At 39.5% G+C, this 26142-nt stretch carries 23 protein-coding genes and 1 tRNA gene; 5 read left to right on the plus strand and 19 right to left on the minus strand.

Annotated elements, in window-relative coordinates; genetic code table 11:
• Positions 1 to 94 precede the first annotated feature (94 nt).
• Complete coding sequence (locus KTJ10_RS16205) at positions 95 to 742, minus strand: RBBP9/YdeN family alpha/beta hydrolase (protein ID WP_262442437.1); 648 nt, start codon at positions 740 to 742, stop codon at positions 95 to 97.
• A gap of 72 nt (positions 743 to 814) precedes the next feature.
• Between KTJ10_RS16205 and KTJ10_RS16210 the strand changes: the two genes are divergently transcribed.
• Positions 815 to 1180: a MerR family transcriptional regulator gene (locus KTJ10_RS16210; protein ID WP_262442441.1), complete on the plus strand. Its 366-nt coding sequence runs from the start codon at positions 815 to 817 to the stop codon at positions 1178 to 1180.
• A gap of 21 nt (positions 1181 to 1201) precedes the next feature.
• Here KTJ10_RS16210 and KTJ10_RS16215 read toward each other — a convergent pair whose 3' ends face one another.
• Positions 1202 to 1960 carry a hypothetical protein gene (locus KTJ10_RS16215; RefSeq protein WP_130119367.1) on the minus strand — a complete coding sequence of 253 codons (759 nt, stop codon included), beginning with the start codon at positions 1958 to 1960 and terminating at the stop codon, positions 1202 to 1204.
• A 177-nt stretch (positions 1961 to 2137) separates the two neighbouring features.
• On the opposite strand from KTJ10_RS16215, the gene KTJ10_RS16220 reads away from it, so the two are divergent.
• The 3 genes from KTJ10_RS16220 to KTJ10_RS16230 all read left to right on the plus strand — a co-directional run bounded on the left by KTJ10_RS16220 (position 2138) and on the right by KTJ10_RS16230 (position 5363).
• Entirely contained in the window at positions 2138 to 2839 is a 702-nt protein-coding gene (locus KTJ10_RS16220) for a DsbA family oxidoreductase (RefSeq protein WP_075383417.1), read from the plus strand.
• A 359-nt stretch (positions 2840 to 3198) separates the two neighbouring features.
• A complete protein-coding gene (locus KTJ10_RS16225) occupies positions 3199 to 4341 on the plus strand; it encodes a hypothetical protein (RefSeq protein WP_086264354.1) in 1143 nt (380 codons plus the stop codon).
• 125 nt (positions 4342 to 4466) lie between these two features.
• Positions 4467 to 5363 carry a selenocysteine synthase gene (locus KTJ10_RS16230; protein ID WP_262442438.1) on the plus strand — a complete coding sequence of 299 codons (897 nt, stop codon included), beginning with the start codon at positions 4467 to 4469 and terminating at the stop codon, positions 5361 to 5363.
• An 84-nt stretch (positions 5364 to 5447) separates the two neighbouring features.
• Here KTJ10_RS16230 and htpG read toward each other — a convergent pair whose 3' ends face one another.
• The 5 genes from htpG to KTJ10_RS16255 all read right to left on the minus strand — a co-directional run bounded on the left by htpG (position 5448) and on the right by KTJ10_RS16255 (position 11333).
• Positions 5448 to 7367 (minus strand): molecular chaperone HtpG, encoded by a 1920-nt coding sequence (gene htpG, locus KTJ10_RS16235; RefSeq protein WP_057084968.1) that lies wholly within the window; start codon positions 7365 to 7367, stop codon positions 5448 to 5450.
• Positions 7368 to 7468: 101 nt separating this feature from the next.
• The gene (locus KTJ10_RS16240; RefSeq protein WP_057084966.1) at positions 7469 to 7822 is read right to left on the minus strand and encodes a lysozyme inhibitor LprI family protein; all 354 of its coding nucleotides are present in this window, start codon (positions 7820 to 7822) and stop codon (positions 7469 to 7471) included.
• A gap of 186 nt (positions 7823 to 8008) precedes the next feature.
• A complete protein-coding gene (locus KTJ10_RS16245; RefSeq protein WP_199992504.1) occupies positions 8009 to 8599 on the minus strand; it encodes an OmpW/AlkL family protein in 591 nt (196 codons plus the stop codon).
• 329 nt (positions 8600 to 8928) lie between these two features.
• Positions 8929 to 10353 (minus strand): Na+/H+ antiporter family protein, encoded by a 1425-nt coding sequence (locus tag KTJ10_RS16250; protein WP_002114813.1) that lies wholly within the window; start codon positions 10351 to 10353, stop codon positions 8929 to 8931.
• Positions 10354 to 10454: 101 nt separating this feature from the next.
• Positions 10455 to 11333 carry an alpha/beta fold hydrolase gene (locus KTJ10_RS16255; protein WP_080776836.1) on the minus strand — a complete coding sequence of 293 codons (879 nt, stop codon included), beginning with the start codon at positions 11331 to 11333 and terminating at the stop codon, positions 10455 to 10457.
• A 117-nt stretch (positions 11334 to 11450) separates the two neighbouring features.
• On the opposite strand from KTJ10_RS16255, the gene KTJ10_RS16260 reads away from it, so the two are divergent.
• Positions 11451 to 11936 (plus strand): DUF4442 domain-containing protein, encoded by a 486-nt coding sequence (locus KTJ10_RS16260; RefSeq protein ID WP_005079397.1) that lies wholly within the window; start codon positions 11451 to 11453, stop codon positions 11934 to 11936.
• A gap of 44 nt (positions 11937 to 11980) precedes the next feature.
• Here the strand turns inward: KTJ10_RS16260 and KTJ10_RS16265 are convergent, their stop codons facing one another.
• The 12 genes from KTJ10_RS16265 to KTJ10_RS16320 form a co-directional block, all read right to left on the minus strand.
• Positions 11981 to 12337 carry a hypothetical protein gene (locus KTJ10_RS16265; protein WP_033849649.1) on the minus strand — a complete coding sequence of 119 codons (357 nt, stop codon included), beginning with the start codon at positions 12335 to 12337 and terminating at the stop codon, positions 11981 to 11983.
• A 204-nt stretch (positions 12338 to 12541) separates the two neighbouring features.
• Complete coding sequence (locus KTJ10_RS16270; RefSeq protein ID WP_086264359.1) at positions 12542 to 12907, minus strand: DNA transfer protein p32; 366 nt, start codon at positions 12905 to 12907, stop codon at positions 12542 to 12544.
• 180 nt (positions 12908 to 13087) lie between these two features.
• The gene (gene rpoC, locus KTJ10_RS16275) at positions 13088 to 17281 is read right to left on the minus strand and encodes a DNA-directed RNA polymerase subunit beta' (RefSeq protein WP_262442439.1); all 4194 of its coding nucleotides are present in this window, start codon (positions 17279 to 17281) and stop codon (positions 13088 to 13090) included.
• A gap of 86 nt (positions 17282 to 17367) precedes the next feature.
• Positions 17368 to 21456 (minus strand): DNA-directed RNA polymerase subunit beta, encoded by a 4089-nt coding sequence (gene rpoB, locus KTJ10_RS16280; protein WP_068529595.1) that lies wholly within the window; start codon positions 21454 to 21456, stop codon positions 17368 to 17370.
• 304 nt (positions 21457 to 21760) lie between these two features.
• On the minus strand, positions 21761 to 22132 hold the full coding sequence (gene rplL, locus KTJ10_RS16285; protein ID WP_001229360.1) for a 50S ribosomal protein L7/L12: 372 nt from the start codon (positions 22130 to 22132) through the stop codon (positions 21761 to 21763).
• Between the two features lie 42 nt (positions 22133 to 22174).
• On the minus strand, positions 22175 to 22681 hold the full coding sequence (gene rplJ, locus KTJ10_RS16290) for a 50S ribosomal protein L10 (RefSeq protein WP_002115099.1): 507 nt from the start codon (positions 22679 to 22681) through the stop codon (positions 22175 to 22177).
• A gap of 311 nt (positions 22682 to 22992) precedes the next feature.
• On the minus strand, positions 22993 to 23688 hold the full coding sequence (gene rplA / locus KTJ10_RS16295; protein ID WP_005804118.1) for a 50S ribosomal protein L1: 696 nt from the start codon (positions 23686 to 23688) through the stop codon (positions 22993 to 22995).
• Between the two features lie 3 nt (positions 23689 to 23691).
• Positions 23692 to 24120: a 50S ribosomal protein L11 gene (gene rplK, locus KTJ10_RS16300; protein WP_001074682.1), complete on the minus strand. Its 429-nt coding sequence runs from the start codon at positions 24118 to 24120 to the stop codon at positions 23692 to 23694.
• A 109-nt stretch (positions 24121 to 24229) separates the two neighbouring features.
• The gene (gene nusG / locus KTJ10_RS16305; protein ID WP_002115092.1) at positions 24230 to 24763 is read right to left on the minus strand and encodes a transcription termination/antitermination protein NusG; all 534 of its coding nucleotides are present in this window, start codon (positions 24761 to 24763) and stop codon (positions 24230 to 24232) included.
• A 7-nt stretch (positions 24764 to 24770) separates the two neighbouring features.
• Complete coding sequence (gene secE / locus KTJ10_RS16310) at positions 24771 to 25211, minus strand: preprotein translocase subunit SecE (RefSeq protein ID WP_002114837.1); 441 nt, start codon at positions 25209 to 25211, stop codon at positions 24771 to 24773.
• 75 nt (positions 25212 to 25286) lie between these two features.
• A tRNA-Trp gene (locus KTJ10_RS16315) sits at positions 25287 to 25362 on the minus strand.
• A 60-nt stretch (positions 25363 to 25422) separates the two neighbouring features.
• Positions 25423 to 26142, minus strand: a 720-nt coding sequence (locus KTJ10_RS16320) for an EF-Tu/IF-2/RF-3 family GTPase (RefSeq protein WP_262442440.1), incomplete at its 5' end; no start/stop codon positions are given.

The raw sequence follows: 26142 nt of genomic DNA on the forward strand, positions 1-26142 counted from the left end.
AGTCAGGGATTTTTATCCATAGAAAACTGAATATATAGAATCACCCTATAAATTAAATATAACCATTTATAGGGTGGGGTTTATCTTATAAGTTTTATTCACTCTCTAACATTTCTTTTAAAGAATCGACTAATTGCGGAAATTCCGTATAACCTTCCCGACCTAAAAAGTGCCCACCATTAGGAACGGTAATATAAGGCGCATCAATATCCTTAGCCAATTGAATCGTTAGTTGTGGTGGAACCAAATCATCATTATCAGACAAATAAACCAGCTTTTTCTCTATGTCACGGAAATAATTAGTATCGACTTTACTCTTTGTTATATAAGGACTAAGAGGTGAAGAGTCTGAAATTGGACCAGAGAATCCAGATACTAAAATCATTCCTCCAATATTTTGATAATCATGTCTTTGTAAAAAGTGTAGCAAGGTAATTACCCCTAAACTGTGGGCAACAAAATAAGTATTTTCATTAACTGCAGGAATCTGCTCATCTAATACTTTCTGCCAAGCATCGACGTCCGGATGCTCAGGATCTGGAAATGGTATTAAAGTAACAGTTGTATTTTCGTCTTCTATTTGGTGTTTTAGGTCCAAGAACCAATGATCATTGATAGAAGCTGAGTAACCGTGAAGCACAAATATTTGACGCATGTTCTTCTCCTGTAATTCAAGGGTTTTGGCATTTGTAACAAATGACATGAAGCCGAATATCACCAATAAAATGAGTTTTCTAATCATTGAACAAGTACCATTTTGAAATATAAAAACATGCTAAACTATGACACCACTGTTAAGGTCAACCCATATTTTATGAACTTAGCTAAAGTTTCCGAGCTCACAAAAGTAAGCCCACGTATGCTGCGGTATTATGAAAATTTAGGGCTTATACAGCCTCATCGAGCGAGTAATAATTATCGAAGTTATACGCAAAAAGATATTGAAAATATTAAGAAAATTAAAATATTAAATGACGCAGGTATGAACCTGAAAGACATTCATGTTTTATTGCCATGTTTTGATTTAGATGAACGGGTATTTACGCTGTGTCCAGTGGTTCAAGAAAAACTGCAAACAGAACTTAAGCATGTGTCCGATCAGTTAAACAAACTGCAAACTTCTCAAAGTTTATTACAATCTTTTTTAACTAAAGGAAAAGCCGAAAGCACCAAACCATAATTTTTGATGCTCATGCTTTGCTTATTCTTTTAAATCTCCTTCGAGAGCGGCCACATTCTTTTTCTTAATTTTTTCAATTTTTGCATTTAGTTTTAGAACATCTTGATAAAGCCCATTAAACTGTTTGACCTGAGCATTTTCATGAAAAAGAATCATCTGATCTTTCTTTTGCCATTCATAATTTTTTAGAAGCTTAAACATTTGTTCAGCTTTATCTAAAATTTCTAGTTCAATCATAAAAATTGCATGATCTTGATCGGCTTTTTGCTGTGTTCCCAATTTCATTTCAAGGAGTTGTCTCATCTCTGCATCAACAGATAATTCCTGAACCTTTGCTAAGAAAGTTTTATGAATCTTTTCATATTCAGTCTGGTACTGATCTGATGCTTTACGGACATCGGCTAGCATCTTTTCGGTTTCTACAAATTTTTGTTTTTTATCAATATCTAAACGGTCCACATTTAAGAAAGTATCCCATTTGGCTGCTTTAAGTTCTCTCAAGTATGCGTTTCGTGCATTTATATTTTGAATCCAATAACTTAAAAGGAATTCTGAAATTTGCTTATAGTGTCCTGCCAAACGCTTATCATGAATATCGAGCTGGACGGGCTTAGACCAGTCTTGTGCTTGGTCATAAAGCTGGTTCATTTTTTCAGTCATGACCACATCAAACATTTGACTACTGTCTTTGGCCTGCTGCTGTTTGATATGTTGATAGGTGAAAAAAATAATACTTGTGATAACAACCAGACTTGCAATCGCAATCAAAACTCGGCGCATACACACCTCCTATTTCCATTCTTATAGTTTTGCTCTTTATAGTTATAAAATAGAGCTTATTCTTCTTTATATGCCATTTATTTCACAATACGCAACACTGTATTCGCTACTCAAAGCTTTAAATCCTTGTGCATCATCCCTATTATGATGGGTAATTAAAATTTATGAGATTCTCCCATGCGTGTTGATGTCTGGTCTGATGTAGTTTGCCCTTTCTGTTATATCGGCAAAAAACGCCTTGAACATGTCGCTGCGGAAGCAGGTATTGATCTTGAAATTCACTGGCATAGTTTTGAATTAGATCCTGATGCGCCAGCAAAACATGACACTTCAAATACTGAGCGTTTAGCTAAAAAATATGGCCGTACCTATGAAGAGATGGAAGAAATGGAGCGCAATATTGCGGCCATGGCTGCCTCTGAAGGTATTGATTTTCAATGGCAAAAAGCCAACTCTGGCAATAGTTTTAATGCACACCGTATTATTCACCTTGCACAAAGCAAAGGTTTAGGTAATGAAGCTAAAGAAGCCTTTTTCCATGCTTATATGACCGAAGGTCTCGCAATTGGCGAACGTGAAGTCGTAGAAGAAATTGCATCTCGTATTGGTTTAGATAATGCTGAAGTTGAATATGTATTAGATACCAATGAACTATCTGACTTTGTCCGCCATGATGAAAAAATTGCCCAAGAGCAGCTCAATGTAACTGGTGTGCCATTTTTTGTATTCGACCAAAGAATCGCGCTTGCTGGTGCTCAACCTCGTGAAGTCTTTTTACAAGTTTTAGAAAAAGCGCAAATCAAAGCAAATACTGAAGAAGTCGAGCAAGATGATGCAGCTGTTTGTACTGATGAATCATGTGATATTCCACAGAAATAGATCAACACAATTAAAATGTGATCAAATCGTATGTTTTATCACCATTTTAGCAATAGAGCGTTCTAAAAAAAGAACTATCTAATTGCTAAAAATCAGTTTATTATTGCCGCTTAGAATATTCGCGCTGTAATGTTCTGTTTTTTATGTGTTTAATGATCGGAATTTAAAGTTTCCTTGATCTATCGTCCCCCTTCACTGGGGGATTTTTTTTGGCTAAAAATAACCGCTACTAGCTTAAACTTTTTCATTTATTTCAAATATGTAAAAAAAGTTAAATTTACTTAACTTTTGTGTCTCCCTCTTGATTTTATTAGAAAAATCAACAAAAGTGGAAACAACAACAAAACATAAAGATAGATATGAAAACATTTCATGTAATGCCATATCGGCAGCTTTTTGCACTTTTAACTATTGGATTTGGTTCAGTATGCATCGCTCATGCAGAGACTGCCTCTTCTTCTACAAACCAACAAGTAGGAAGTACATCATCTGGAGTACAAACCGAAGTTAACTCAGATGAAAATCTGTTAGATCAAATTCCGCGCTGGGTGGACGCGACTCCAACCATTTTTCCAGAGCAGTCTAATCAACCTATTGTTCCACCTACCGAACAAACAGAAGATCAAACCTGGGTTGACCGTAAGCAAAAGAAAATTCGTAATTGGGCCGATCGTACTTCTGAAAAAATTGATAATTGGTTTGGTGAAGTCGATCCACAAAAGCCAGCTACCGCAACCATTCGTGTCATGGTCGATAACTATTGGAATGAATACGATAACTATGAAATCAAACCCAGAATTCGTGGTAAGATTAAATTACCTACTCTAGAGAAACGCATTAGCGTGGTATTTGGTGATGACTCTTTAGATGACGAATTTAATAATAGCCCAGCCAATGTCAATCAGAATCCCAATCAAGATCCAAATAAAAAGTTAGATGGTAAACGAACTCGAGATGACAACAGCTCAATCGCTTTACGTTGGTCAAATTTCTCGAAAAAGTTACCTTTTGAAACAGATGCTGACTTAGGTATTCGTTCTGGAGACGATATTTATGTTCGTTTAAAAGCATCAAGAGACTGGCAACTTCGTAATGATTTTAAGTTTTATGCAGAGCAAATTTATCGTTACGGCATAGATAGCGAAAACTATCTGCGTACCAATCTTGAACTTACACATGCTAGGCCAAATCAACCGTTTTTATCGAATCAGTTCAGCCTGACCTATGCTGATGATCAAGACGATGATCTAGCTTGGGAAAACCGAACTTTCCGTGAGCACAGTTTCTTTGCAAACAATCGTTTTAACTATGGTATTTATACAAGTGGTTATTACAACGACAATGACTTACGTTTAAACAGTTGGGGACCGTTTGTTTCATGGCGCCAACCCGTTTTACGGGAATGGTTCTTTGTACAAGGCGATGTAAATTACTTTAATGACCACCGTGAAGATCGTAATCATTTTGTTAGTACCTTCTTACGCTTAGAAGCACTCTTTTAAGCTAAATAGCATCACCTTGGAACCTTATCCAAGGTGATGAAGAATAAAATACTTTTAAATAAAATTTTAAGATTAGCCTTTTAAAGTTTTGTTCTAATTTTATTTTTGATTCCTTATCTTTAAAAATGAATCAATTTTCTTCTTCTCCACTTCAAAATAAATCGACAGTCTTCATTTGTATTTATAATTTAGGTCTATTAGCTTTACTTCCACATACTCAATTTTTTTATAACTCTTTAAAACACCAACGGTCACGGCGTTACCCCTATTCTTCTACAAGCTTCGCTAAAGTAAAAAGACAATCACTTTCACACTCACCTTGTGAAGTAGAAGCACACAATGCTTTATCTGATGCTGGTTTAATTCAAGAACTTATGGCTGTATTTGGAAATGATACGTTATGGAAACGTGCGACTCAGCCTGAACAAACTTATAAAACCTTTGGTAAGAAAAAGAAGAAGACCTCATCAGTACAGGTTTCGGCTACTAATCCACTGAGTGCAAGCTGGGCCACCATTTCAACATGGATGCCTTTTGAAAATGACCTTGATTTAGGATCTAACTCTGAGAGTGATGTGTATGTCCAGTTTCTGGCAAAAAAGAAATGGAATTTGAGACATAACATTAGCTTTGATACAGAGCAGATATTTCGCTATGGCTCTACTAGCCGAAACTACACTGAAACCACGCTAAACCTAACGCAAAAAATGCAAGATAACACATTATTTTCTAATAAATTTAATTTGAACAAGAGCGAAAATGAAGATTACAACTGGGGCAATTGGACTTTTCAACAATTTGAGTTTGTAAAAGATAATAGTCTGACTTACGGTATTTATAGCGGTGGTGTATATACCAAAAATGATATGCGACTAAATAGCTGGGGTCCTTATATTTCATGGCGTCAGCCTATATGGCGAGATTGGATTTTTATGCAAAATGATCTTAATTTTTTTAATCATATTGATGATGATCCTAAGCATCAACTTAGTGTGCAAATGAATCTTGAAGTTAATTTTTAACCAAAAATCATCAAGTTGTGGATAACTCTTTCTTTATCCACAAAAAAGCCCCTGACAGTTCAGAGGCTTTTTTATATCAAAAAATTATTTCAACAATAAGCTATTAATACGCTTCACATAAGCTGCAGGGTCTTCTGGTAAACCACCTTCTGCAATCACAGCCTGATCAAAAATCACGTTTGCCAAATCATCAAACTGTTCTGAACCTTCAAGTTTTTTCACCAAAGGATGCTCAGGGTTAATTTCTAAAATTGGCTTGATTTCAGGTACAGCTTGCCCCGCTTGTTTAAGCATACGAATAAGTTGAGGAGACAACTCACCCTCACTTGTTACTAAACATGCAGGAGAATCTACCAAACGAGTTGTTACACGTACTTCTTTAGTTTTAGCCTTCAACGAATCACTTAATTTCTCAACCACAGGCTTAAACTGTTCAGCCGCTTGCTCAAGTGCCTTTTTCTCTTCGGCATCTTGCAAATCACCTAAATCAACCGCGCCTTTAGATACATTCTTTAATGGCGTACCGTCAAACTCTTGGACAAAATTCATTGCCCATTCGTCAACACGCTCTGCCATTAATAACACTTCAATACCTTTTTTCTTAAACAACTCAAGCTGCGGCGAGTTTTTCGCTGCTGCTAGACTGTCAGCAGTCACATAATAGATGGCTTTTTGGCCCTCTTTCATACGTGCCTTATAATCAGCAAAAGAAGTCGTTACTTCATCATTTGTTGAAGTCGCATAACGTAATAATTTTAAAATACGTTCACGGTTACCAAAGTCTTCGCCCAAGCCTTCTTTAAGTACTGAACCAAATTCACTGTAGAAAGTCTTGAATTTTTCTTGGTCTTTTTCATCTTCCGATTTAGCCAAACCATCAAGTACAGTTAATACACGGCGTGCATTACCTTCACGAATCGTTTTGACATCACGGCTTTCTTGCAACAACTCACGGCTAACATTAAGCGGCAAATCAGCACTGTCCACTACACCTTGAACAAAGCGTAAATAGTTCGGAATTAAATTATCCGCATCATCCATAATAAAGACGCGTTTTACATATAGTTTAATTCCCGCTTTTGCTTCACGAGTAAAAATGTCATGTGGAGCTTTACTTGGAATATAGAGTAATTGGGTATATTCCGTACTACCTTCAACACGGTTATGTGCCCAAGCCAGTGGTGCTTCAAAGTCATGAGTTAAGTTTTTATAAAACTCAATATATTGCTCTTCAGTCACTTCACTCTTGTTACGTGTCCATAAAGCACTTGCCGAGTTAATCGCTTCCCACTCGTCAGTTTTGACCATTCGGCCGCCTTTAGGCTCTTCACCTTCAGCAACCTCTTCTTCCTGCCAAACTTCTTTTTGCATTTCAATTGGCAAGCTAATGTGGTCAGAGTATTTATTAACGATTTGCTTAACTTTGTAAGATTCTAAATAATCAAGCGCATCATCACGTAAGTGAAGAATAATGTCAGTACCACGTGAGGCCTTATCAATTTGCTGAACTTCAAACTCGCCTGTACCACCACTAATCCAGCGCACCCCTTCAGATGCATCTAAGCCTGCACGGCGTGATTCAACCGTAATTTTGTCGGCAACAATAAAACCAGAATAGAAACCCACACCGAATTGACCAATCAACTGAGCATCTGCTTTTTGATCGCCAGTCAATTTTGACATGAAATCTTTAGTGCCTGACTTAGCAATTGTACCCAAGTTATCAATTGCTTCTTGTTGGCTTAAACCAATACCGTTATCAGAAATCGTTAACGTTTTATCTTCTTTATTTAAGCTGATTCGTACATGTAAGTCTGGATCATTTTCATAATATTCAGGATGATTAATTCCTTCAAAACGTAACTTATCACATGCATCTGATGCATTAGAGATAAGCTCACGTAAGAAAATCTCAGGGTTAGAATAGAGAGAATGCGTCACTAAATGTAAAAGCTGAGCTACTTCTGCTTGGAAACTATAATTTTGTGATGCTTGTTCACTCATAAATCACTCCTTAAATTTTGAAGCTGTTTGTTCTCGAATGCTTTATGAATGGAGTACTTCTAGAATTTTTCAATCCTGAATATTAAAAATTTTTACTCTAGTTAAAATGGGCCTTGGCTTAACACTCTATCTTGCAATATCGTATCTAACTGCTTTTGACGTTGTTGGTAAGCTTTGCTAATACAACTGACATTGGCAGCACAGGCATTTCTTTTTTTCAGCCATTGCTGCTGAGTATCTTTCTGATTATCTCGCCCACCCATAGGTAAAGCATGCAGAACGATTTGATACGTCGTTGCCATTTTTACATCTGCATCATTTAAAGAACGGTTTTTACAAATACTTTTTTCCGTTTTCGTTTTTGCAGCATCGCAAGAAAAACTTGCAGCTTGTAAATTTTGAGTAAAAGCAATACCGCTCAAGAGTGCTAAACAAATCGCTAATTTGTTATTCATGTTTTTATTCCCATGCTTGTAATGAATAGAAATTAGTTTAGAAAAAAACTTGCAGAAAATATGTGTAAAACTGTCTGTTTTATGCTTTTTTAGTGCAAATAAAATCCATAAAAAAACCTCACATAAAATATATGTGAGGTGCCTGAGTCTAGGTTTATTATTATATTTTTCTATTTATTATTATGCTTAAAATTTATAGCTATAACCCAAAGTGTAAACAAAAGGATTAATATCTAGATCAAACTTGTAGTTAGCAATTGATGGATCAATTGTTACTTCAGGACTAATATCAGCATAACGTACATCTACAAATACACCCCAGTTTTTAGCATCAGCAGGTTGGAAATTAAAGCCAACTTGACCTGCCACGCCAAAATCTTCTTTAACTTTTACTGCCGCCCCTTCTTCATCCCAAGGAATAAATGCTGTAGCACCAATACCAATATACGGTGTGAAACGAGTCGAATTTTTAAAATGATATTTTGCAGTAATTGTTGGTGGTAATTGTTTTATACGTGCTGCATTTTTACCATCTAGCAATACATCATGATTAATAGGTGTTGCTAATAATAATTCTGCAGAAAATGGAGATTGACCAAAAAAGTATTCTACAGATGGTGTAAATGCATATTCATGATCTGCTTTTACTACACCTAAATCCGTTGTTGTATCTTCTGATGGAGCAATAACACTACCACCAAATTTCACTTGCCAGTTACCAGCAAAAGTAAAAGAAGACATCCCCATTAATGCAATAACCAAAGCTTTTTTAAACACTTTAATATCTCCAACCTTATTTATATTTATAATAAACATTTATTTTAAATCCATGCAATACTCATTATAAAATTATTTTATAGTTTATTTTTAAACTACTGTTTTAAATAAAATTATATATTATCCAACCATTTTAATAGGTTTTTATTCCAACCTCATTAATCAAGATTATTTTATATCACCAACCATTTTAATATACTTTAAAATTCCGAGTGTTTTAATATAATTTATTTTGAATACATGTTTTATTTAAAAAATAAAAAACCTTCTTAATTTAAATCTAAAGATCATTATTAAGAAGGTTTCTACTTTAATATTTTATAAAAACTTTATAAAACCATTGCAGCAATCCAGCCAAAAATTAATAGCGGAATATTAAAGTGAATAAAGGTAGGTACGACTGTATCCCAAATATGGTCATGTTGCCCATCTACACCTAAACCAGCTGTTGGCCCTAAGGTTGAGTCAGAGGCTGGCGATCCAGCATCACCTAATGCTGCTGCTGTACCAATAAGTGCAATCGTTGCTAATGGTGAGAAACCAAACTGCACGCATAAAGGCACGTAAATAACAGCTAATACAGGAACACTTGAGAAAGATGAACCAATACCAATTGTCACAAATAAGCCAATACAAAGCATTAGGAAAGCAGCAAGCGCGCGGTTATCTCCAATAATCTCGACTACACCATTTACTAGCTGATTAATATCACCAGTATGAGTCATTACTGAGGCGAAACCGGCAGCAGAAATCATGATGAAGCCCACTAAAGCCATCATTCGCATGCCTTGTACAAAGACATCATCTGCATCTTGCCATTTAAAAATTCCGGCAGTAGATAGAACAGCAAAACCGACTAAACCACCCAAAATCATCGAACCTGAATACAGCTGTGCAGCAAGTGTCAAGCCAATTGCGAGCAGTGCCATCAAGATCGTTTTCTTTGCAATAACTGGTGCTTGCTCTGCTTCATGCTTTAACTCTTCAGCATCTGCTTTTAAGTCGGCTGTTTCAACTTGAGTAGTTGCACGAATAGGTTTATCTAAATCAATCGTAGTCACAGGCGTAATCGCACGATCAGCATAAATTCTTGGTTTACGATAGCTAATAAATACAGCAACCAAGGTGCCTAACACCATACCTAAAACAGGAATAGCCATGCCAATTGGCATCATTGCTCGATCAACATGTAAACCGTACGCTGCCCCAATTTTGTTGATATTTCCCATCAGAATCTGTTCAAGGAAAATTGCACCAAATCCAACCGGAAGAAAAATATAAGTACCAACCAAACCTAGCGTAAGTACACAGGCTGCGGCGCGGCGGTCTAATTTTAAATGGTTCATTACCCGTAGTAGTGGCGGAACCAGTACAGGAATAAAGGCAATATGAACTGGAATAAGGTTTTGAGAGAAAATAGCAGAAATTAATAAAATACCTAAGAGGAGATACTTCACTTTAGTCTGACGGCTTTTCCCAGCTTCCATTCCCAATAAACCAATCAGCTTATGGGCAAGTAAATCAGGTAAACCAGATTTTGATAGAGCCAGAGCAAATGCCCCTAACACTGCATAGGCAAGTGCAACTTCAGCACCATCGCCAAGACCAGCGTTAAAAGCTTCAACGGTTTGAGAAAGGCTTAAACCTGCTACGAGGCCGCCCACAATGGCAGAAACCACTAAAGTCAGTACGACAGAAACGCGCGCCAGTGATAATAAGAACATCACTGCAATCGCAATAACGACAGCATTCATGAATAAGTTCAGAGCAAAACAAAAGGCGATATTCTAGCAGATTCATATCTATGAAGCCGAAAATATCGCCGAATTAACAGTTTTATGCAGTTATTTAACTGTTACGCTTGAGCTTTAATAAACTCACGAATATGAGTTGCTATTTTCTCTGGCTCACTCAGAATGGCCCAGTGATTTGCATTAAGCTCTACATATTCAAATTTTTCAACCCACTTTGGCATGGCCTCAGTGATGTATTCTGGGCTTACAAAAGTATCATATTTTAAAATAACAGCTTTTACTGGGCACTGTGCATAACGTTGACGTGGGCCAGTTAAGCGAGGAATAAAATTGGCACGATATAAATTAATGCCATATTTACCATCAGCATTAATATTATTATTTAAAGGTAAATTACTTTTCCTTTCCAACTGAGTAAGAACTTTACCCCATTTTTCTGGACTAAAAAGAGACCATACAGTGGGTGCTAATAACGGAAGATGGAATGCCCCGATATACCAAGATTTAGTTAAAATTTTTAAGATTTGAGCTGGTGAAGATTTAAATTTATCACGTAAAAATAAAGCAGCATGATCAAGACATGGTCCAGAAATGGTGGTGTATGATAATAAACGACCTTTGAACTTAGGCTCAGTGACCGACTCCCAAGACTGAATCGAACCCCAATCATGTGCAGCCATATGGAATTGACGATTTGGCAATAACTCATCAATAACTTCTTGGAGATCTAGAGATAAACGCTCTAAACGGTAATCACGTATACGTTTTGGTATAGATGACAAACCAGCTCCACGTACATCGTAAGTAACAATATAGAAGTCATTGATTAAATGCTCAATGATTGATTCCCATACTTCTTGATTGTCTGGATAGCCATGCACTAAAACCAAGGGAGTATTTTTTTCGTCACCCCATGTTTTAGCACAAAGCGTTTGTTGATCACTTGTTGTTACTGTATGAACTTTTGGCTGCATAATCATTTCCTATCTTGTTTTTCAATCGATCATGTCGTTAGTCGGATAGAGCATTGCCATCAATATAAAAAAGATGATACTTATCTAGTATGAATACTGTTGCAATAAAAAAAATTGACTATTATGGCTATTTTAAGAAGACTTCAGAACAATCCTACGATTTCAAAATTTCTATTTAATCACTACCCCCCTTATCGTGGCGCAGGGATTTATATTGAAATCATGAATTTAGAACTTTGCCATGTGCGTGTAAAGATGCCGCTGACTTGGAAAAACCAAAATTTAGTCGGTACACATTTTGGTGGAAGTCTTTATTCAATGGTTGACCCGTTTTATATGATGATTCTGATGCATCATCTCGGATCAAAATATATTGTTTGGGACAAAGCAGCTGAAATTAATTTTCTGTCCCCTGGCCGAAGTACAGTACATGCAGATATACGAGTCGATTTAGCTGAAATTGAACAAATCCGTGAACTCGCCGAAAACTATGAACCTGTTTTAAGAACCTATCATCTAAACATTTTTGATGAATCTGGAGTAAGAATTGCAGAGGTTCAAAAAACGCTTTATATCAGACGTAAAAAAGCAAAACCTTTCCCTCAATAAAAAAATAAGCGCTAAAAGCGCTTATTTTTTTATTTGCTAAATTTTTATCTTTTTTCTTCAATCGCAGCACCAGCACCACCACCGATCGCACCACCAATTGCAGCACCAGAGTCACCACCGATCAGTGCTTTACCTACGACTGAACCGATACCAGCACCAATCGCACTCTTAGTCGTTGTCTGTTTACTACCACCTTGGCTATTTGAACCAACACCAGCACCTACTGCTGCACCTAAGCCTGCACCAACACCACCGCCTACATGGTTACCTAAGCCACCACCTAGTGCACCACCTGCTGCTGCAGCACCAATACGCTGGTCAGATGGACTCATATTTTGGCAGCCCGTAAACACAAGTGTAGACAACATTAAAGCAGAAACTAATCCAATTGTTTTTTTCATGGCCATACTCCCAATACCTGTTCTAATAAAAAGAATAATCCTCTTTTATGAGGAATTTAGTCAGATTGTGTTATCCGTCTGTCCTAATCGATTGATATTTTGTAAAGCTCTTCTATTCATAATTATCAATCAAAATTTTAATTATAAAAAAGAAGTCCTTAACAAGTTAAAGACTTCTAGGTTTAGATATTATTAGAAATAGTTTTAGTACTTCCCTTTCTTCTCTTCATAAGCTGCACCCGCACTACCACCAAGTGCTCCTCCAGCTGCAGCGCCAGTGTCACCACCAATGATTGCACCACCCAAGACAGCACCAACACCAGCACCAATTGCACTATTACGTACTGTTTTACTGCTAGATCCTTTTGCATTAGCAGCAACACCTGCACCGAGTGCCGCTCCTAGACCTGCCCCGATATTACCGCCCACGTGTTTTCCTACGGCACCACCGGCACCACCACCAATCGCTGCTGATCCAATACGTTTACTTTCTGGGCTTGCATTCTGGCAACCAACAAACAAAGTTGTAGACATCAGGCCAACACTAACAATCATCATCATTTTTTTCATTAGAAATACTCCAGTCCTCAGAAATATGTAGCCTAATATGTTTATGTGGAGTCTTTATCCCGCTTAAGTAATAAATTAATGGATCTTTAATATATTTATGTAATTACAACTCTTAATTGTTAAAAATAACTATAAATAAAAAAGGCACCCTGAGGTGCCTTTTTCAGTGCTAGTTTAAACTTAGAATTGTTCTGAGTTTAATGCTTGGCTAAATGCTTGGTCTACTTCACTGAAGTCATTATGAAGCTCATGCTCTGCAGCTTCTGCTTCTTGACGACGACGTTCTAAGTGGTATGCAAGACCAGTACCTGCTGGAATTAAGCGACCAACTACAACGTTTTCTTTCAAGCCACGTAAATCATCTTCTTTACCTGTTACAGCAGCTTCAGTTAACACACGAGTTGTTTCCTGGAACGATGCAGCAGAGATGAACGAGTCAGTAGAAAGCGACGCTTTAGTAATACCCATCAATTGACGTTCAAACTTCGCAGGGAACTTGTTCTGAGCCAAGACAGCTTGGTTCTCTTGAACAACACGGATGTAATCCACTTGCTCGCCTTTGATGAAGCTTGTATCACCGCCATCAGTGATATCAACTTTACGCAACATTTGACGTACGATAACTTCAATGTGCTTATCGTTGATTTTTACACCTTGGAGACGGTAAACGTCTTGAACTTCGTTCACGATGTAGTTAGTTAATGCAACTTCGCCCTTCAAACGCAAGATGTCATGTGGGTTTTGTGGACCATCAGAAATAGTCTCACCACGGTTTACATGCTCGCCTTCGAATACGTTGATTTGACGCCATTTTGGAATCAATTCTTCGTAAATCTCAGAACCATCATCCGGAGTAATTATCAAACGGTTTTTACCCTTAGTCTCTTTACCGAAGCTTACAACACCTGATACTTCAGCAAGAATCGCATGCTCTTTTGGCTTACGCGCTTCGAACAAGTCAGCTACACGCGGAAGACCACCGGTAATATCACGAGTACGTGATGTTTCTTGTGGTACACGACCAATAACGTCACCCACACCAATCGTTTCGCCATCACGGACAGTTACGATTGTGTTTTGTGGTAAGAAGTAGAACTGTTCGCCGCCATCTGTTGTATCCAACACAATTGCAGGACGTAGATCTTTACCAGAAGCAGGACGAGCTGTTACAGGCAAGATTTCAACAGTAGTCATACCAGTTGCATCATCAGTTTTCGATGTTGCAGTTACGCCATCAGCGATTTGGCTGAAACGCGCTTTACCAGCAACTTCTGTTACCAATGGATGTGTATGCGGATCCCAAGTCGCTACGATACCGCCAGCTTCTACAGCTTCACCATCTTTCAACAAGATGCTTGCACCGTAAGGAAGTTTGTAACGCTCACGCTCACGACCTAAATCATCGGCAATACCAATTTCACCTGAACGTGAAACTGAAACCAAGTGGCCTTTTGCATGTTGTACAGTTTTCACGTTATGGAAACGTACAGTACCTTTGTTACGTACTTGAACACTGTTCGCAGCAGAAGTTCGGCTCGCAGCACCACCTACGTGGAACGTACGCATCGTTAACTGTGTACCTGGCTCACCGATTGATTGTGCAGCCATTACACCTACTGATTCACCTGGGTTTACCAAGTGACCGCGTGCAAGGTCACGACCATAACAACGAGCACACACACCGAATGTTGATTCACATGCGATTACAGAGCGTACTTTAACTTCATCGACACCAGCCTCTTCAAGCTGAGCTGCGATTTTCTCGTCAATTAACGTACCACGAGGTAATACAACTTCATCATCAGATGCACGACGTACGTCTTCAGCAGTTACACGACCTAATACGCGGTCACGTAATGGCTCGATGACATCACCACCCTGAATGAATGGAGTCATTACTAAACCACCCGCTGTACCACAATCAGGTTCAGTAATTACCAAGTCTTGCGCTACGTCTACAAGACGACGAGTCAAGTAACCAGAGTTCGCAGTTTTCAATGCTGTATCGGCCAAACCTTTACGAGCACCGTGTGTTGAAATAAAGTACTGAAGTACTGTTAAACCTTCACGGAAGTTCGCTTTAATCGGAGTCTCAATAATCGAGCCATCCGGTTTTGCCATCAAACCACGCATACCAGCAAGCTGACGAATCTGTGCCGCACTACCACGGGCACCAGAGTCAGACATCATATAGATGCTGTTGAATGATTTTTGTTTCTCGTCTTCACCTTGTTTGTTTTTAACAAGTGTATAAGACAAGTTATCCATCATTGCTTTAGCAACTTGGTCGTTTGTACGCGCCCAGATATCGACAACTTTGTTATAACGCTCACCAGCAGTTACGAAACCTTGTTCGAACTGTTGTTCGATTTCACGAACTTCTGTTTCTGCTTTATCAATAATCGTGTGCTTAGTAGGTGGAATGAGCATGTCTTCCATACCTACAGATACACCTGAACGAGTCGCTTGACGGAAGCCCAAGTACATTAATTGGTCAGCAAAGATAACTGTATCTTTCAAACCAAGTTTACGATAGCAAGAGTTGATCAATTTAGAGATGTTCTTTTTAGTCATCTCAAGGTTGATCATGTCAAAGCTTAAGCCTTGTGGAACAATTTCCCAAAGCAAACAACGACCAGGTGTTGTATCAACAATAATAGTTTGGTGTTCACGTTCACCATTTTCATTGATAACAGTTTGGTGTACACGTACTTTAACACGCGCATGGATTGCAACTTGACCAGTAGCAAGTGCACGGTTTACTTCATGAGTATCCGCGAACACCATGCCTTCACCTTTAGCATTTACGGCATCACGTGTGATGTAGTAAAGACCCAAGACAACGTCCTGAGAAGGAACGATGATTGGCTCACCGTTTGCTGGTGACAAGATGTTGTTTGTTGACATCATCAATGCACGAGCTTCTAACTGTGCTTCGAGTGTCAATGGAACGTGTACCGCCATTTGGTCACCATCGAAGTCGGCGTTAAACGCAGCACAAACGAGTGGGTGAAGACGGATTGCCTTACCTTCAATAAGAATAGGTTCAAATGCTTGAAGACCTAAACGGTGAAGTGTTGGCGCACGGTTCAACATGACTGGATGTTGACGAATTACAGAAGCAAGAACGTCCCAAACTTCCGGAGTCTCACGCTCAACCATTTTCTTCGCAGCTTTAATGGTAGTCGCCTGACCTGAAGCTTGTAGCTTCGCGAAAATGAATGGCTTGAATAATTCAAGTGCCATTTTCTTCGGAAGACCACATTGGTGAAGACGTAAAGTAGGGCCTACAGTAATTACCGAACGACCAGAATAGTCAACACGCTTACCTAATAAGTTCTGACGGAAACGACCTTGTTTACCTTTGATCATATCTGCCAAAGATTTTAATGGACGTTTGTTAGAACCAGTAATCGCACGACCACGACGACCGTTATCAAGCAATGCATCTACAGACTCTTGTAACATACGTTTTTCGTTACGTACGATGATATCTGGAGCAGCAAGGTCAAGAAGACGCTTCAAACGGTTGTTACGGTTAATGACACGACGATATAAATCGTTCAAGTCAGAAGTCGCGAAACGACCACCTTCAAGTGGAACTAATGGACGTAAATCAGGTGGAAGTACAGGAAGTACATTCATCACCATCCATTCTGGCTTGTTGTTTGAATCTTTGAATGCTTCCATCAATTTCAAGCGCTTAGACGCTTTTTTCAACTTCGTTTCAGAAGTTGTTTGAGGGATTTCTTCACGTAAACGTGCGATTTCAGCTTCAAGATCGATATCTTTCAACAAGTCCTGAACCGCTTCTGCACCCATTTTCGCAGTGAATTCATCACCGTGTTCTTCAAGTGCATTGAAGTATTCTTCGTCTGTTAAAAGTTGATACTTTTCAAACGGAGTCATACCAGGGTCAGTTACAACGTATGATTCAAAATACAATACGCGTTCGATATCACGAAGTGTCATATCAAGTAATAAACCGATACGACTCGGTAACGATTTTAAGAACCAGATATGTGCAACTGGAGAAGCAAGTTCAATGTGACCCATACGTTCACGACGAACTTTCGCTGTAGTTACTTCAACGCCACATTTTTCACAAATGACGCCTTTGTATTTCATACGCTTGTATTTACCACACAAGCATTCGTAATCTTTTACTGGACCAAAAATTTTGGCACAGAACAAACCATCACGTTCTGGTTTAAAGGTACGGTAGTTAATTGTCTCAGGTTTTTTAACTTCACCATGAGACCATGACTTAATCATTTCTGGTGACGCAAGACCAATACGGATACGGTCAAACTCAATTGGTGCATGACCATCTGAGTCCGTTTTCTTACGCATGATATCGAGCAAGTCTTTCAATTTTTTTCTCCGTGTGTCGGGAAGCAACGCTTACCCGACTGGGTCACAAATATTGTTTTTACCTAAAAAATCGTGAGTCTTACGACTTAGTCACCATTTTTCAGTTCAATGTTGATACCTAAAGAACGGATCTCTTTGGTCAATACGTTGAACGATTCAGGCATACCCGGATCCATATAATGGTTACCATCTACAATATTCTTGTAGATACGTGTACGACCTTCAACGTCATCCGACTTAACAGTTAACATCTCTTGGAGTGTATATGCAGCACCGTAAGCTTCAAGTGCCCAGACTTCCATCTCACCGAAACGCTGACCACCGAATTGTGCTTTACCACCAAGCGGTTGCTGTGTAACAAGAGAGTAAGAACCTGTTGAACGAGCATGCATCTTGTCATCAACCAAGTGGTTCAATTTGAGCATGTACATGTAACCTACAGTTACAGGACGGTCAAACTGTTCACCAGTACGGCCATCATACAATACTGTTTGACCTGTACGAGAGATACCAGCTAACTCAAGTAAGTCTTTAATTTGACTTTCTTCAGCACCATCAAATACAGGCGTAGCCAAAGGCACACCAGCACGTAAGTTGCCTGAAAGAGCTAAGACTTCAGCATCAGTTAAGCTATCAAGATCTTCTTGCTCACCACCGACTTTGTTATAAATCTTGTCTAAGAATTCACGCAGTTCTAAAACTGTACGCTGTTCTTTCAACATTTTCTCGATTTTATCGCCAAGCCCTTTAGCCGCCATACCCAAGTGAGTCTCAAGAATCTGACCCACGTTCATACGAGATGGTACGCCCAACGGGTTCAATACGATATCTACTGGTACACCGTTAGCATCGTGTGGCATATCTTCAACAGGTAAGATGTTAGATACAACACCCTTGTTACCGTGACGACCAGCCATCTTATCACCAGGCTGAATACGACGTTTAACAGCTAAGTAAACTTTAACAACTTTCAATACGCCAGTTGTTAATTCATCACCTGTAGCAAGCTTACGTTTCTTCTCAGCGAATTTCTCGTCAATTTCTGCGCTCTTTTCTTTTAAGAACACTTGAATTTGAGTTAAACGCTCAGCGATTGCTTCATCTGCCGGTTGAATTTCAAGTAAATCAACAAGCTCTAAACCAGATAACACCTCTTCAACGAGTTTGTCACCACGTTTAGTTGAACCACCGCCATTAGACTCTTGGCCTTTAAGCAAACGAATTACACGCTCACGAGCTGCTTCTTCAAAGATCTTGTATTCTTCTTTCAAGTCTTTACGGTAAGCATCAAGTTGTGCTTTTTCGATCGCCAATGCACGGTCATCTTTCTCTAAGCCATCACGAGTGAAGACTTGAACATCGATAACTGTACCTTTTGTACCAGATGGAACACGTAAAGATGAATCCTTAACATCAGCTGCTTTCTCACCAAAGATTGCACGAAGCAATTTTTCTTCAGGAGTTAACTGAGTTTCACCTTTAGGCGTTACTTTACCAACAAGGATGTCACCTGCTGTAACTTCAGCACCGATATAAACGATACCTGATTCATCAAGCTTAGAAAGTGCAGCTTCACCAACGTTAGGAATATCGGCAGTAATTTCTTCTGCACCTAACTTAGTATCACGCGCTACACAAGATAATTCTTGAATATGAATAGAAGTTAAACGGTCTTCTTGAAGTACACGCTCAGATAATAAGATCGAGTCTTCGTAGTTGTAACCGTTCCAAGTCATGAACGCAACGCGCATGTTTTGACCAAGCGCAAGCTCACCCATATCTGTAGACGGACCGTCTGCCAAGATATCACCGCGAGCAACTTTGTCGCCCAAATTCACGATAATATTTTGGTTGATACAAGTGTTCTGGTTAGAACGCGTATATTTAATGAGGTTATAGATGTCTACACCAGCCTCACCAGCAATCATTTCATCTTCGTTTACACGAATAACGATACGTGAAGCATCTACGTATTCAATTGCACCACCACGGTTTGCGATTACACACACACCTGAGTCACGTGCAACGTTCGCTTCCATACCTGTACCTACAAGCGGTTTATCCGCACGTAGAGTAGGAACTGCCTGACGTTGCATGTTTGAACCCATAAGCGCACGGTTCGCGTCATCGTGTTCAAGGAATGGAATAAGTGATGCAGCAACAGATACAACCTGCTGAGCAGAAACGTCCATATGCGTCACTTTTTCTGGTGGCATACGTACGAATTCACCTTGATGACGAACAGAAACAAACTCTTCTGTTAAGTTGCCATCTTTATCTACTGCAGAGTCGGCCTGTGCAATAACAGTACCTACTTCCTCAATAGCAGAAAGGTATTCAACTGCATCAGTTACACGACCATCTACTACTTTACGGTAAGGTGTTTCCAAGAAACCGAAGTCATTTGCTTTTGCATATACAGAAAGCGAGTTGATCAAACCAATGTTTGGACCTTCAGGTGTTTCAATTGGACATACACGACCATAGTGAGTTTGATGTACGTCACGCACCTCAAAGCCCGCACGCTCACGTGTTAAACCACCAGGCCCAAGCGCTGATACACGACGCTTATGCGTAATCTCAGATAATGGGTTGTTTTGGTCCATGAACTGAGATAATTGGCTTGAACCAAAGAATTCTTTGATTGCAGCAGCAACTGGTTTCGCGTTAATTAGATCTTGTGGAGACAAGTTATCTGTTTCTGCTTGGCTTAAACGTTCTTTAACTGCACGTTCAACACGTACCAAACCAACACGGAATTGGTTTTCAGTCATTTCACCAACAGAACGTACACGACGGTTACCTAAGTGATCGATATCGTCGACTTCACCTTTACCGTTACGGATTTCAACCAATGTACGTAATACATCAATGATATCTTCGTGCGATAAAATACCTTCTACTTCACGTGACTTCTGGTCAGTACCAACTTCGTATGGACGACCCAAACGACGGTTGAACTTCATACGACCTACTGGAGATAAGTCATAACGCTCAGAAGAGAAGAATAAGTTATTGAATAAGTTTTCAGCAGCTTCTTTTGTTGGCGGCTCACCCGGACGCATTACTTTATAAATTTCAACTAAAGCTTCTTCACGGCCAGCTGTTGTGTCTGCTCGTAATGTATCAGCAACAAACGAACCACGATCAATATCGTTCGTAAACAAGATATTGAACTGTTTAACACCACCTTCTGCCAGTTTCACCATAACTTCATGGCTTAACAACGTATTAGCAGCAATTACTTCACCATCACGTAAAGTAATATTTTCAGCAATGATACGTTCATATAAGTATTCATCAGGAACTGAAAGTTTTGTTAAACCAGCAGCTTCCATTTGACGTACATGACGAGCATTGATACGTTTACCTTGCTCAACAATAACTTTACCGTCATTATCAGCAATATCAAATTGTGCCATTTCCCCACGTAAACGTTCAGGTACTAGGTCAATTTGGTAACTGCCCATGTCAAGATACACAGGTACTTTTTCATAGAACAAGTTCAAGATTTGTTCGTTGTTATAACCTAATGCACGTAACACAACAGTAGCAAGTAATTTACGACGACGGTCAATACGTACGTAAACCAAGTCTTTTGCATCAAATTCGAAGTCTAACCATGAACCACGGTAAGGAATGATACGTGCTGAATACAACACTTTACCACTTGAGTGAGTTTTACCTTTATCGTGATCAAAGAAAACGCCTGGTGAACGATGTAATTGAGATACGATTACACGCTCAGTACCATTAATAACGAATGTACCGTTTTCAGTCATGAGTGGAATTTCACCCATATAGACTTCTTGTTCTCGTACATCTTTAATTGATTTAGTTTCGCGATCTTTAATAATCAAACGAATTTTAACGCGCATTGGTGCCGCATAAGTCGAACCACGAAGAATACATTCGCGTACATCGAACTCAGGTTTACCAAGGCTATACTCAACAAATTCTAAAGCAGCATTGCCAGAATAACTTTCGATAGGAAAAACTGAACGAAATGCGGCTTGGAGACCGATATCTTCGCGGTTTTTTGGAGTTTTGCCATCTTGCAAGAATGTTCTGTACGAATCGACCTGAATCGAAAGTAAGTACGGTGCATCCATTACTTGGGGCAATTTACCAAAATTCTTACGGATCCGTTTCTTTTCGGTATATGAGTATGCCATCTGGAGTCCTCGGAAAGTAAACTAAGCCCGCCTGCAGAACGGGCTCAGAAGGAATTACGCAGGCCGATATGGCCACCACTGTTTACAAATGCTGCAATTTTTAGTGGTATAAAAACGCTTAACAATATTTTTAAAAAAGAAAAATATTGGTAAACATTTGAAATTACTTGTCTTATTTTGATTTTCTCAAAAATCAAACAAAACTAACAAAAATCGAGCCGATTATTGTAACGCAAAAAGGCTGATGACCCAAGAGCCATCAGCCATTTTATGGAGCCGATTTAAAAACCGACTCCTTTTACAATTACTTAAGTGTAACTGTAGCACCAGCTTCTTCAAGTTTCTTCTTAAGTTCTTCGCCTTCTTCTTTAGAAACGCCTTCTTTAAGAACTTGAGGAGCACCTTCAACTAGGTCTTTAGCTTCTTTAAGACCAAGGCCAGTTGCTTCACGAACTGCTTTAATTACAGCTACTTTGTTAGCACCGAAAGAAGTCAACTCAACGTTGAATTCAGATTGTTCTTCAGCAGCAGCAGCAGCGCCACCAGCTGGAGCAGCAACAGCAACAGCTGCAGCTGAAACGTTGAATTTCTCTTCGAAAGCAGAAATTAATTCAACAAGTTCAAGAACAGTTTTTTCAGCAACTGCGTTTAAGATTTCTTCGTTAGTTAAAGCCATGAGAATAACTCCAAATGGATATTGAATGGTGTGTAAAATTGATTAAGCAGCTTCTGACTCGTTTTTCTCTTTGAGCGCTGTAATAAGGCGACCCAATTTCGAAATAGGAGCTTGAAGGACAGAGGCAAGCATAGTAAGAGCTTTCTCTTGGTTCGGAAGGTTTGCAATTACGCTAACGTCAGCACCTTGATAAACTTTGCCGTCAAATGCAGCAGCTTTTAATTCAAATGCTTTGTTAGTTTTAGCAAAATCTTCGAACAAACGTGCAGCTGCACCCATGTCATCTTCAGAAGTTGAAAAACCTAGAATTGTTGGACCAACAAGGTTGTCGTTCAAGATATTGAATTGAGTATCTTGAAGTGCGCGTTTAGCCAAAGTGTTACGTACAATACGTGTAGAAACACCTAACTTACGAGCTTCAACACGAAGTGTTGTTAATTGCTCTACGCTTAAGCCTTGGTAGTCAGCAACAACGGCTGCAAACGCCTTAGAAGCAACTTCACTTACTTCCGCAACGATCTGTTTTTTGTCTTCAATAAGAAGAGCCATTGTAAAACCTCCTAAGGTGATTTATGTACCCAATGGGCACACTCCCAATTCGTAAGCCTTTCGACTTACACGCGGAGGAGGAACAAATCACACCACCGCGTCTACGCAGGCTGGTTTATTAAGAAAAGTGCTATTCGAAAATGACATCTTTTCGCCTGAGGTCTTTGACGCTGATAAATTCTCATTTATCAATTCAAAGTCCGCCTGATGAGTAAGGGATAAAGCTTTGCCTTACCCAACCAAATAGAAAAATATTTCTATTTAAGTTCTGTCCCCAATCAGGACTTTAAAATTCTTTACTAAGTCTAAACTTAGTTAGAAACGTTGTTTACATCAACAGTAAGACCAGGACCCATAGTTGAGCTCAAAGTGATCTTTTTGATGTATACACCTTTAGAAGTTGCAGGTTTTAACTTTTTCAAGTCAGCAACTAAAGTTTCAACGTTTTGACGGATAGCAGCAGCATCAAAGCCTACTTGACCGATCGCAGCATGGATAATACCCGCTTTGTCTACACGGTAACGAGCCTGACCAGATTTAGCGTTTTTAACAGCATTCGCTACGTCAGGAGTTACAGTACCAACTTTAGGGTTTGGCATTAAACCACGTGGACCAAGAATTGTACCGAGCTTACCAACAACACGCATAGCGTCAGGAGCAGCGATTACAACATCAAAGTCAAGGTTTCCACCTTGGATGCTTTCAGCAAGGTCATCAAAACCTACAACATCAGCACCAGCTTCTTTAGCGGCTTCTGCTTGCGCGCCTTGAGCAAATACAGCTACACGTACAGTTTTACCAGTACCTGCAGGTAATGTAGTTGCACCACGAACAACCTGGTCAGATTTACGTGGGTCTACACCAAGATTTACAGCTACATCCAAAGATTCTTTGAACTTTGCAGCAGGTAGGCTGTTAAGAACTTGTACTGCTTCTTCCAAAGTGTAAACTTTGTTTGCTTCAACAGCAGCAGCAATGGCTTTTTGACGTTTAGTTAACTTTGCCATGTCTTATAGCTCCACTTCCAAGCCCATAGAACGTGCAGAACCAGCGATGGTACGAACACGTGCGTCTAAATCAGCACCAGTTAAATCCGGTTCTTTAGTAGTCGCAATTTCTTCTAACTGAGCACGAGTCAACTTACCAACTTTAGTTTTGTTTGGTACAGATGAACCCTTTTGAATACCAGCAGCTTTCTTAAGAAGAATAGAAGCTGGAGGAGTTTTCATGATGAATGTGAACGACTTGTCGTTGTACACAGTAATCACTACAGGAATTGGAAGACCTGGTTCAACTTTTTGTGTAGCAGCATTGAATTCTTTACAGAATGCCATGATGTTTACACCACGTTGACCTAATGCAGGACCAATTGGTGGAGATGGATTTGCTTTACCAGCTGGAACTTGCAGCTTGATATAGCCGTCAATCTTCTTAGCCATTTTAAAATACCTCTGGGTACAAACGCCGCTAGGCTCCCCAATCTTTACGCAACATTACTGTTACAACAACAATGCCCGATAAAATCGGGCGCTTTTCAACCAATTGAGATTAAATCGTTTTTTCGACTTGGCGAAACTCGAGTTCAACCTGAGTTGGTCGATTAAATACATTAATCGTCAACGTTAAACGTGACTTATCGTATTGAACCTCTTCCACCACACCTTTAAAGTCTGTGAATGGACCGTCAATAACAAGTAATTCTTCACCTGGTTCAAACATCGTTTTAGGACGTGGCGCTTCACCAGTATTACGTACACGCGCAAGAATCGCATCTGCTTCACGTTGAGTGATTGGTGCTGGTTTTTCAGGTGTGCCACCAATAAAACCTAGAACCTTTGGACATTCTTTAACGATATGCCAAGTATCATCATTCATTTCCATTTCGACTAACACATAGCCAGGAAAGAATTTACGCTCAGATTTACGTTTCTTACCATCCTTCATTTCTACCACTTCTTCGGTAGGAACAAGGACATCACCAAAGCTATCGGCAACAGCGCTACGCTGGATTCGTTCTGTAAGTGAACGCATCACTTGTTTTTCATAGCCAGAGTAGGCATGAATAATGTACCAACGTTTCATAGCTCTTTTACCCGATAATCAACTTAATTAACCAACCCAAACCATAGTCAAAGCACCATAAAACCAATGATGCGACAACTACAACCAATAGAACCTGCCACGATGTAGTGACTGTTTCTTGTTTTGTTGGCCAAGTTACTCGACGCAATTCGACTCGTGCATCTTTTAGCAAGCGAACGAAGCCTTTACCTTGATGGGTGGCGTATAATAAACCTAAAGCCACAACGATACAAGCAAAAATTGCCCCAACGCGCACCCAAACATTATTTGCAGGTGCCCAATACGCTGGCAAATGTTGATTCACCATGGTAGCTAAAAGCAACAATGCTATTGCAATCACCCATAGAACAATATCTAAAGGCGAACCAGAACGAACAACTTCAGCAGAATTATTTCTTTGAGGAATTGGCGCGTCGCTCAATGCGTCACGCGATTTATCATTCGACATTTTTGTACTCGTCGTAGAACTCGCGACTTATTATATGAACAACTAAGCCAGCATCAAGCTTTTTATTTCAAAATATGGCAGGTCAGGAGGGACTCGAACCCCCAACATTCGGTTTTGGAGACCGACGCTCTACCAATTGAACTACTGACCTATAATGCAAGTTGAGAGCCAAAGCCCTCAACCTGAGACGTAATCCGTCACTATAATATGCTTATGCAGTTACTTTCGCAACAACACCAGCACCTACAGTACGACCACCTTCACGAATCGCAAAACGTAGACCTGGGTCCATTGCGATTGGGTGGATTAATTCTACTGACATTTCAACGTTGTCGCCTGGCATAACCATTTCAACGCCGTCTTGTAATTGGATTGCACCAGTTACGTCAGTTGTACGGAAGTAGAACTGTGGACGGTAACCATTTAAGAATGGAGTGTGACGACCACCTTCTTCTTTAGAAAGTACGTATACTTCTGCGTCGAATTTAGTGTGTGGCTTGATTGTACCTGGTTTAGCAAGTACTTGACCACGTTGTACGTCTTCACGCTTAGTACCACGAAGTAAGATACCACAGTTCTCACCTGCACGGCCTTCGTCAAGAAGTTTACGGAACATTTCTACGCCAGTTACAGTTGTTTTAACTGTATCTTTAATACCAACGATCTCTACTTCTTCACCAACTTTAACGATACCAGCTTCTACACGGCCTGTTACTACAGTACCACGACCAGAAATTGAGAATACGTCTTCGATTGGCATTAAGAATGCTTTGTCGATAGCACGTTCTGGTTCTGGGATGTAAGAGTCAAGCGCTTCAACAAGAGCAAGAACTGAAGACTCACCATATTGACCGGCATCGCCTTCCAACGCTTTAAGCGCAGAACCACGGATAACTGGAGTGTCATCACCTGGGAAGTCATAAGTAGAAAG

It is taken from the genome of Acinetobacter sp. WU_MDCI_Abxc222 (assembly GCF_025514755.1).
GTDB lineage: Bacteria > Pseudomonadota > Gammaproteobacteria > Pseudomonadales > Moraxellaceae > Acinetobacter > Acinetobacter geminorum.

Bases quoted from the DNA above. Each gene is read 5' to 3' on its own strand.
- nusG (WP_002115092.1), bottom strand. From the start codon at position 24,763: ATGAAACGTTGGTACATTATTCATGCCTACTCTGGCTATGAAAAACAA.
- secE (WP_002114837.1), bottom strand. From the start codon at position 25,211: ATGTCGAATGATAAATCGCGTGACGCATTGAGCGACGCGCCAATTCCT.
- KTJ10_RS16260 (WP_005079397.1), top strand. From the start codon at position 11,451: ATGGCTATTTTAAGAAGACTTCAGAACAATCCTACGATTTCAAAATTT.
- KTJ10_RS16230 (WP_262442438.1), top strand. From the start codon at position 4,467: ATGAATCAATTTTCTTCTTCTCCACTTCAAAATAAATCGACAGTCTTC.
- KTJ10_RS16265 (WP_033849649.1), bottom strand. From the start codon at position 12,337: ATGAAAAAAACAATTGGATTAGTTTCTGCTTTAATGTTGTCTACACTT.
- KTJ10_RS16215 (WP_130119367.1), bottom strand. From the start codon at position 1,960: ATGCGCCGAGTTTTGATTGCGATTGCAAGTCTGGTTGTTATCACAAGT.
- rplJ (WP_002115099.1), bottom strand. From the start codon at position 22,681: ATGGCTCTTCTTATTGAAGACAAAAAACAGATCGTTGCGGAAGTAAGT.
- rplL (WP_001229360.1), bottom strand. From the start codon at position 22,132: ATGGCTTTAACTAACGAAGAAATCTTAAACGCAGTTGCTGAAAAAACT.
- KTJ10_RS16240 (WP_057084966.1), bottom strand. From the start codon at position 7,822: ATGAATAACAAATTAGCGATTTGTTTAGCACTCTTGAGCGGTATTGCT.
- KTJ10_RS16210 (WP_262442441.1), top strand. From the start codon at position 815: ATGAACTTAGCTAAAGTTTCCGAGCTCACAAAAGTAAGCCCACGTATG.
- KTJ10_RS16250 (WP_002114813.1), bottom strand. From the start codon at position 10,353: ATGAATGCTGTCGTTATTGCGATTGCAGTGATGTTCTTATTATCACTG.
- rplA (WP_005804118.1), bottom strand. From the start codon at position 23,688: ATGGCAAAGTTAACTAAACGTCAAAAAGCCATTGCTGCTGCTGTTGAA.
- KTJ10_RS16220 (WP_075383417.1), top strand. From the start codon at position 2,138: ATGCGTGTTGATGTCTGGTCTGATGTAGTTTGCCCTTTCTGTTATATC.
- htpG (WP_057084968.1), bottom strand. From the start codon at position 7,367: ATGAGTGAACAAGCATCACAAAATTATAGTTTCCAAGCAGAAGTAGCT.
- KTJ10_RS16270 (WP_086264359.1), bottom strand. From the start codon at position 12,907: ATGAAAAAAATGATGATGATTGTTAGTGTTGGCCTGATGTCTACAACT.
- rpoB (WP_068529595.1), bottom strand. From the start codon at position 21,456: ATGGCATACTCATATACCGAAAAGAAACGGATCCGTAAGAATTTTGGT.
- KTJ10_RS16225 (WP_086264354.1), top strand. From the start codon at position 3,199: ATGAAAACATTTCATGTAATGCCATATCGGCAGCTTTTTGCACTTTTA.
- KTJ10_RS16205 (WP_262442437.1), bottom strand. From the start codon at position 742: ATGATTAGAAAACTCATTTTATTGGTGATATTCGGCTTCATGTCATTT.
- KTJ10_RS16255 (WP_080776836.1), bottom strand. From the start codon at position 11,333: ATGATTATGCAGCCAAAAGTTCATACAGTAACAACAAGTGATCAACAA.
- rplK (WP_001074682.1), bottom strand. From the start codon at position 24,120: ATGGCTAAGAAGATTGACGGCTATATCAAGCTGCAAGTTCCAGCTGGT.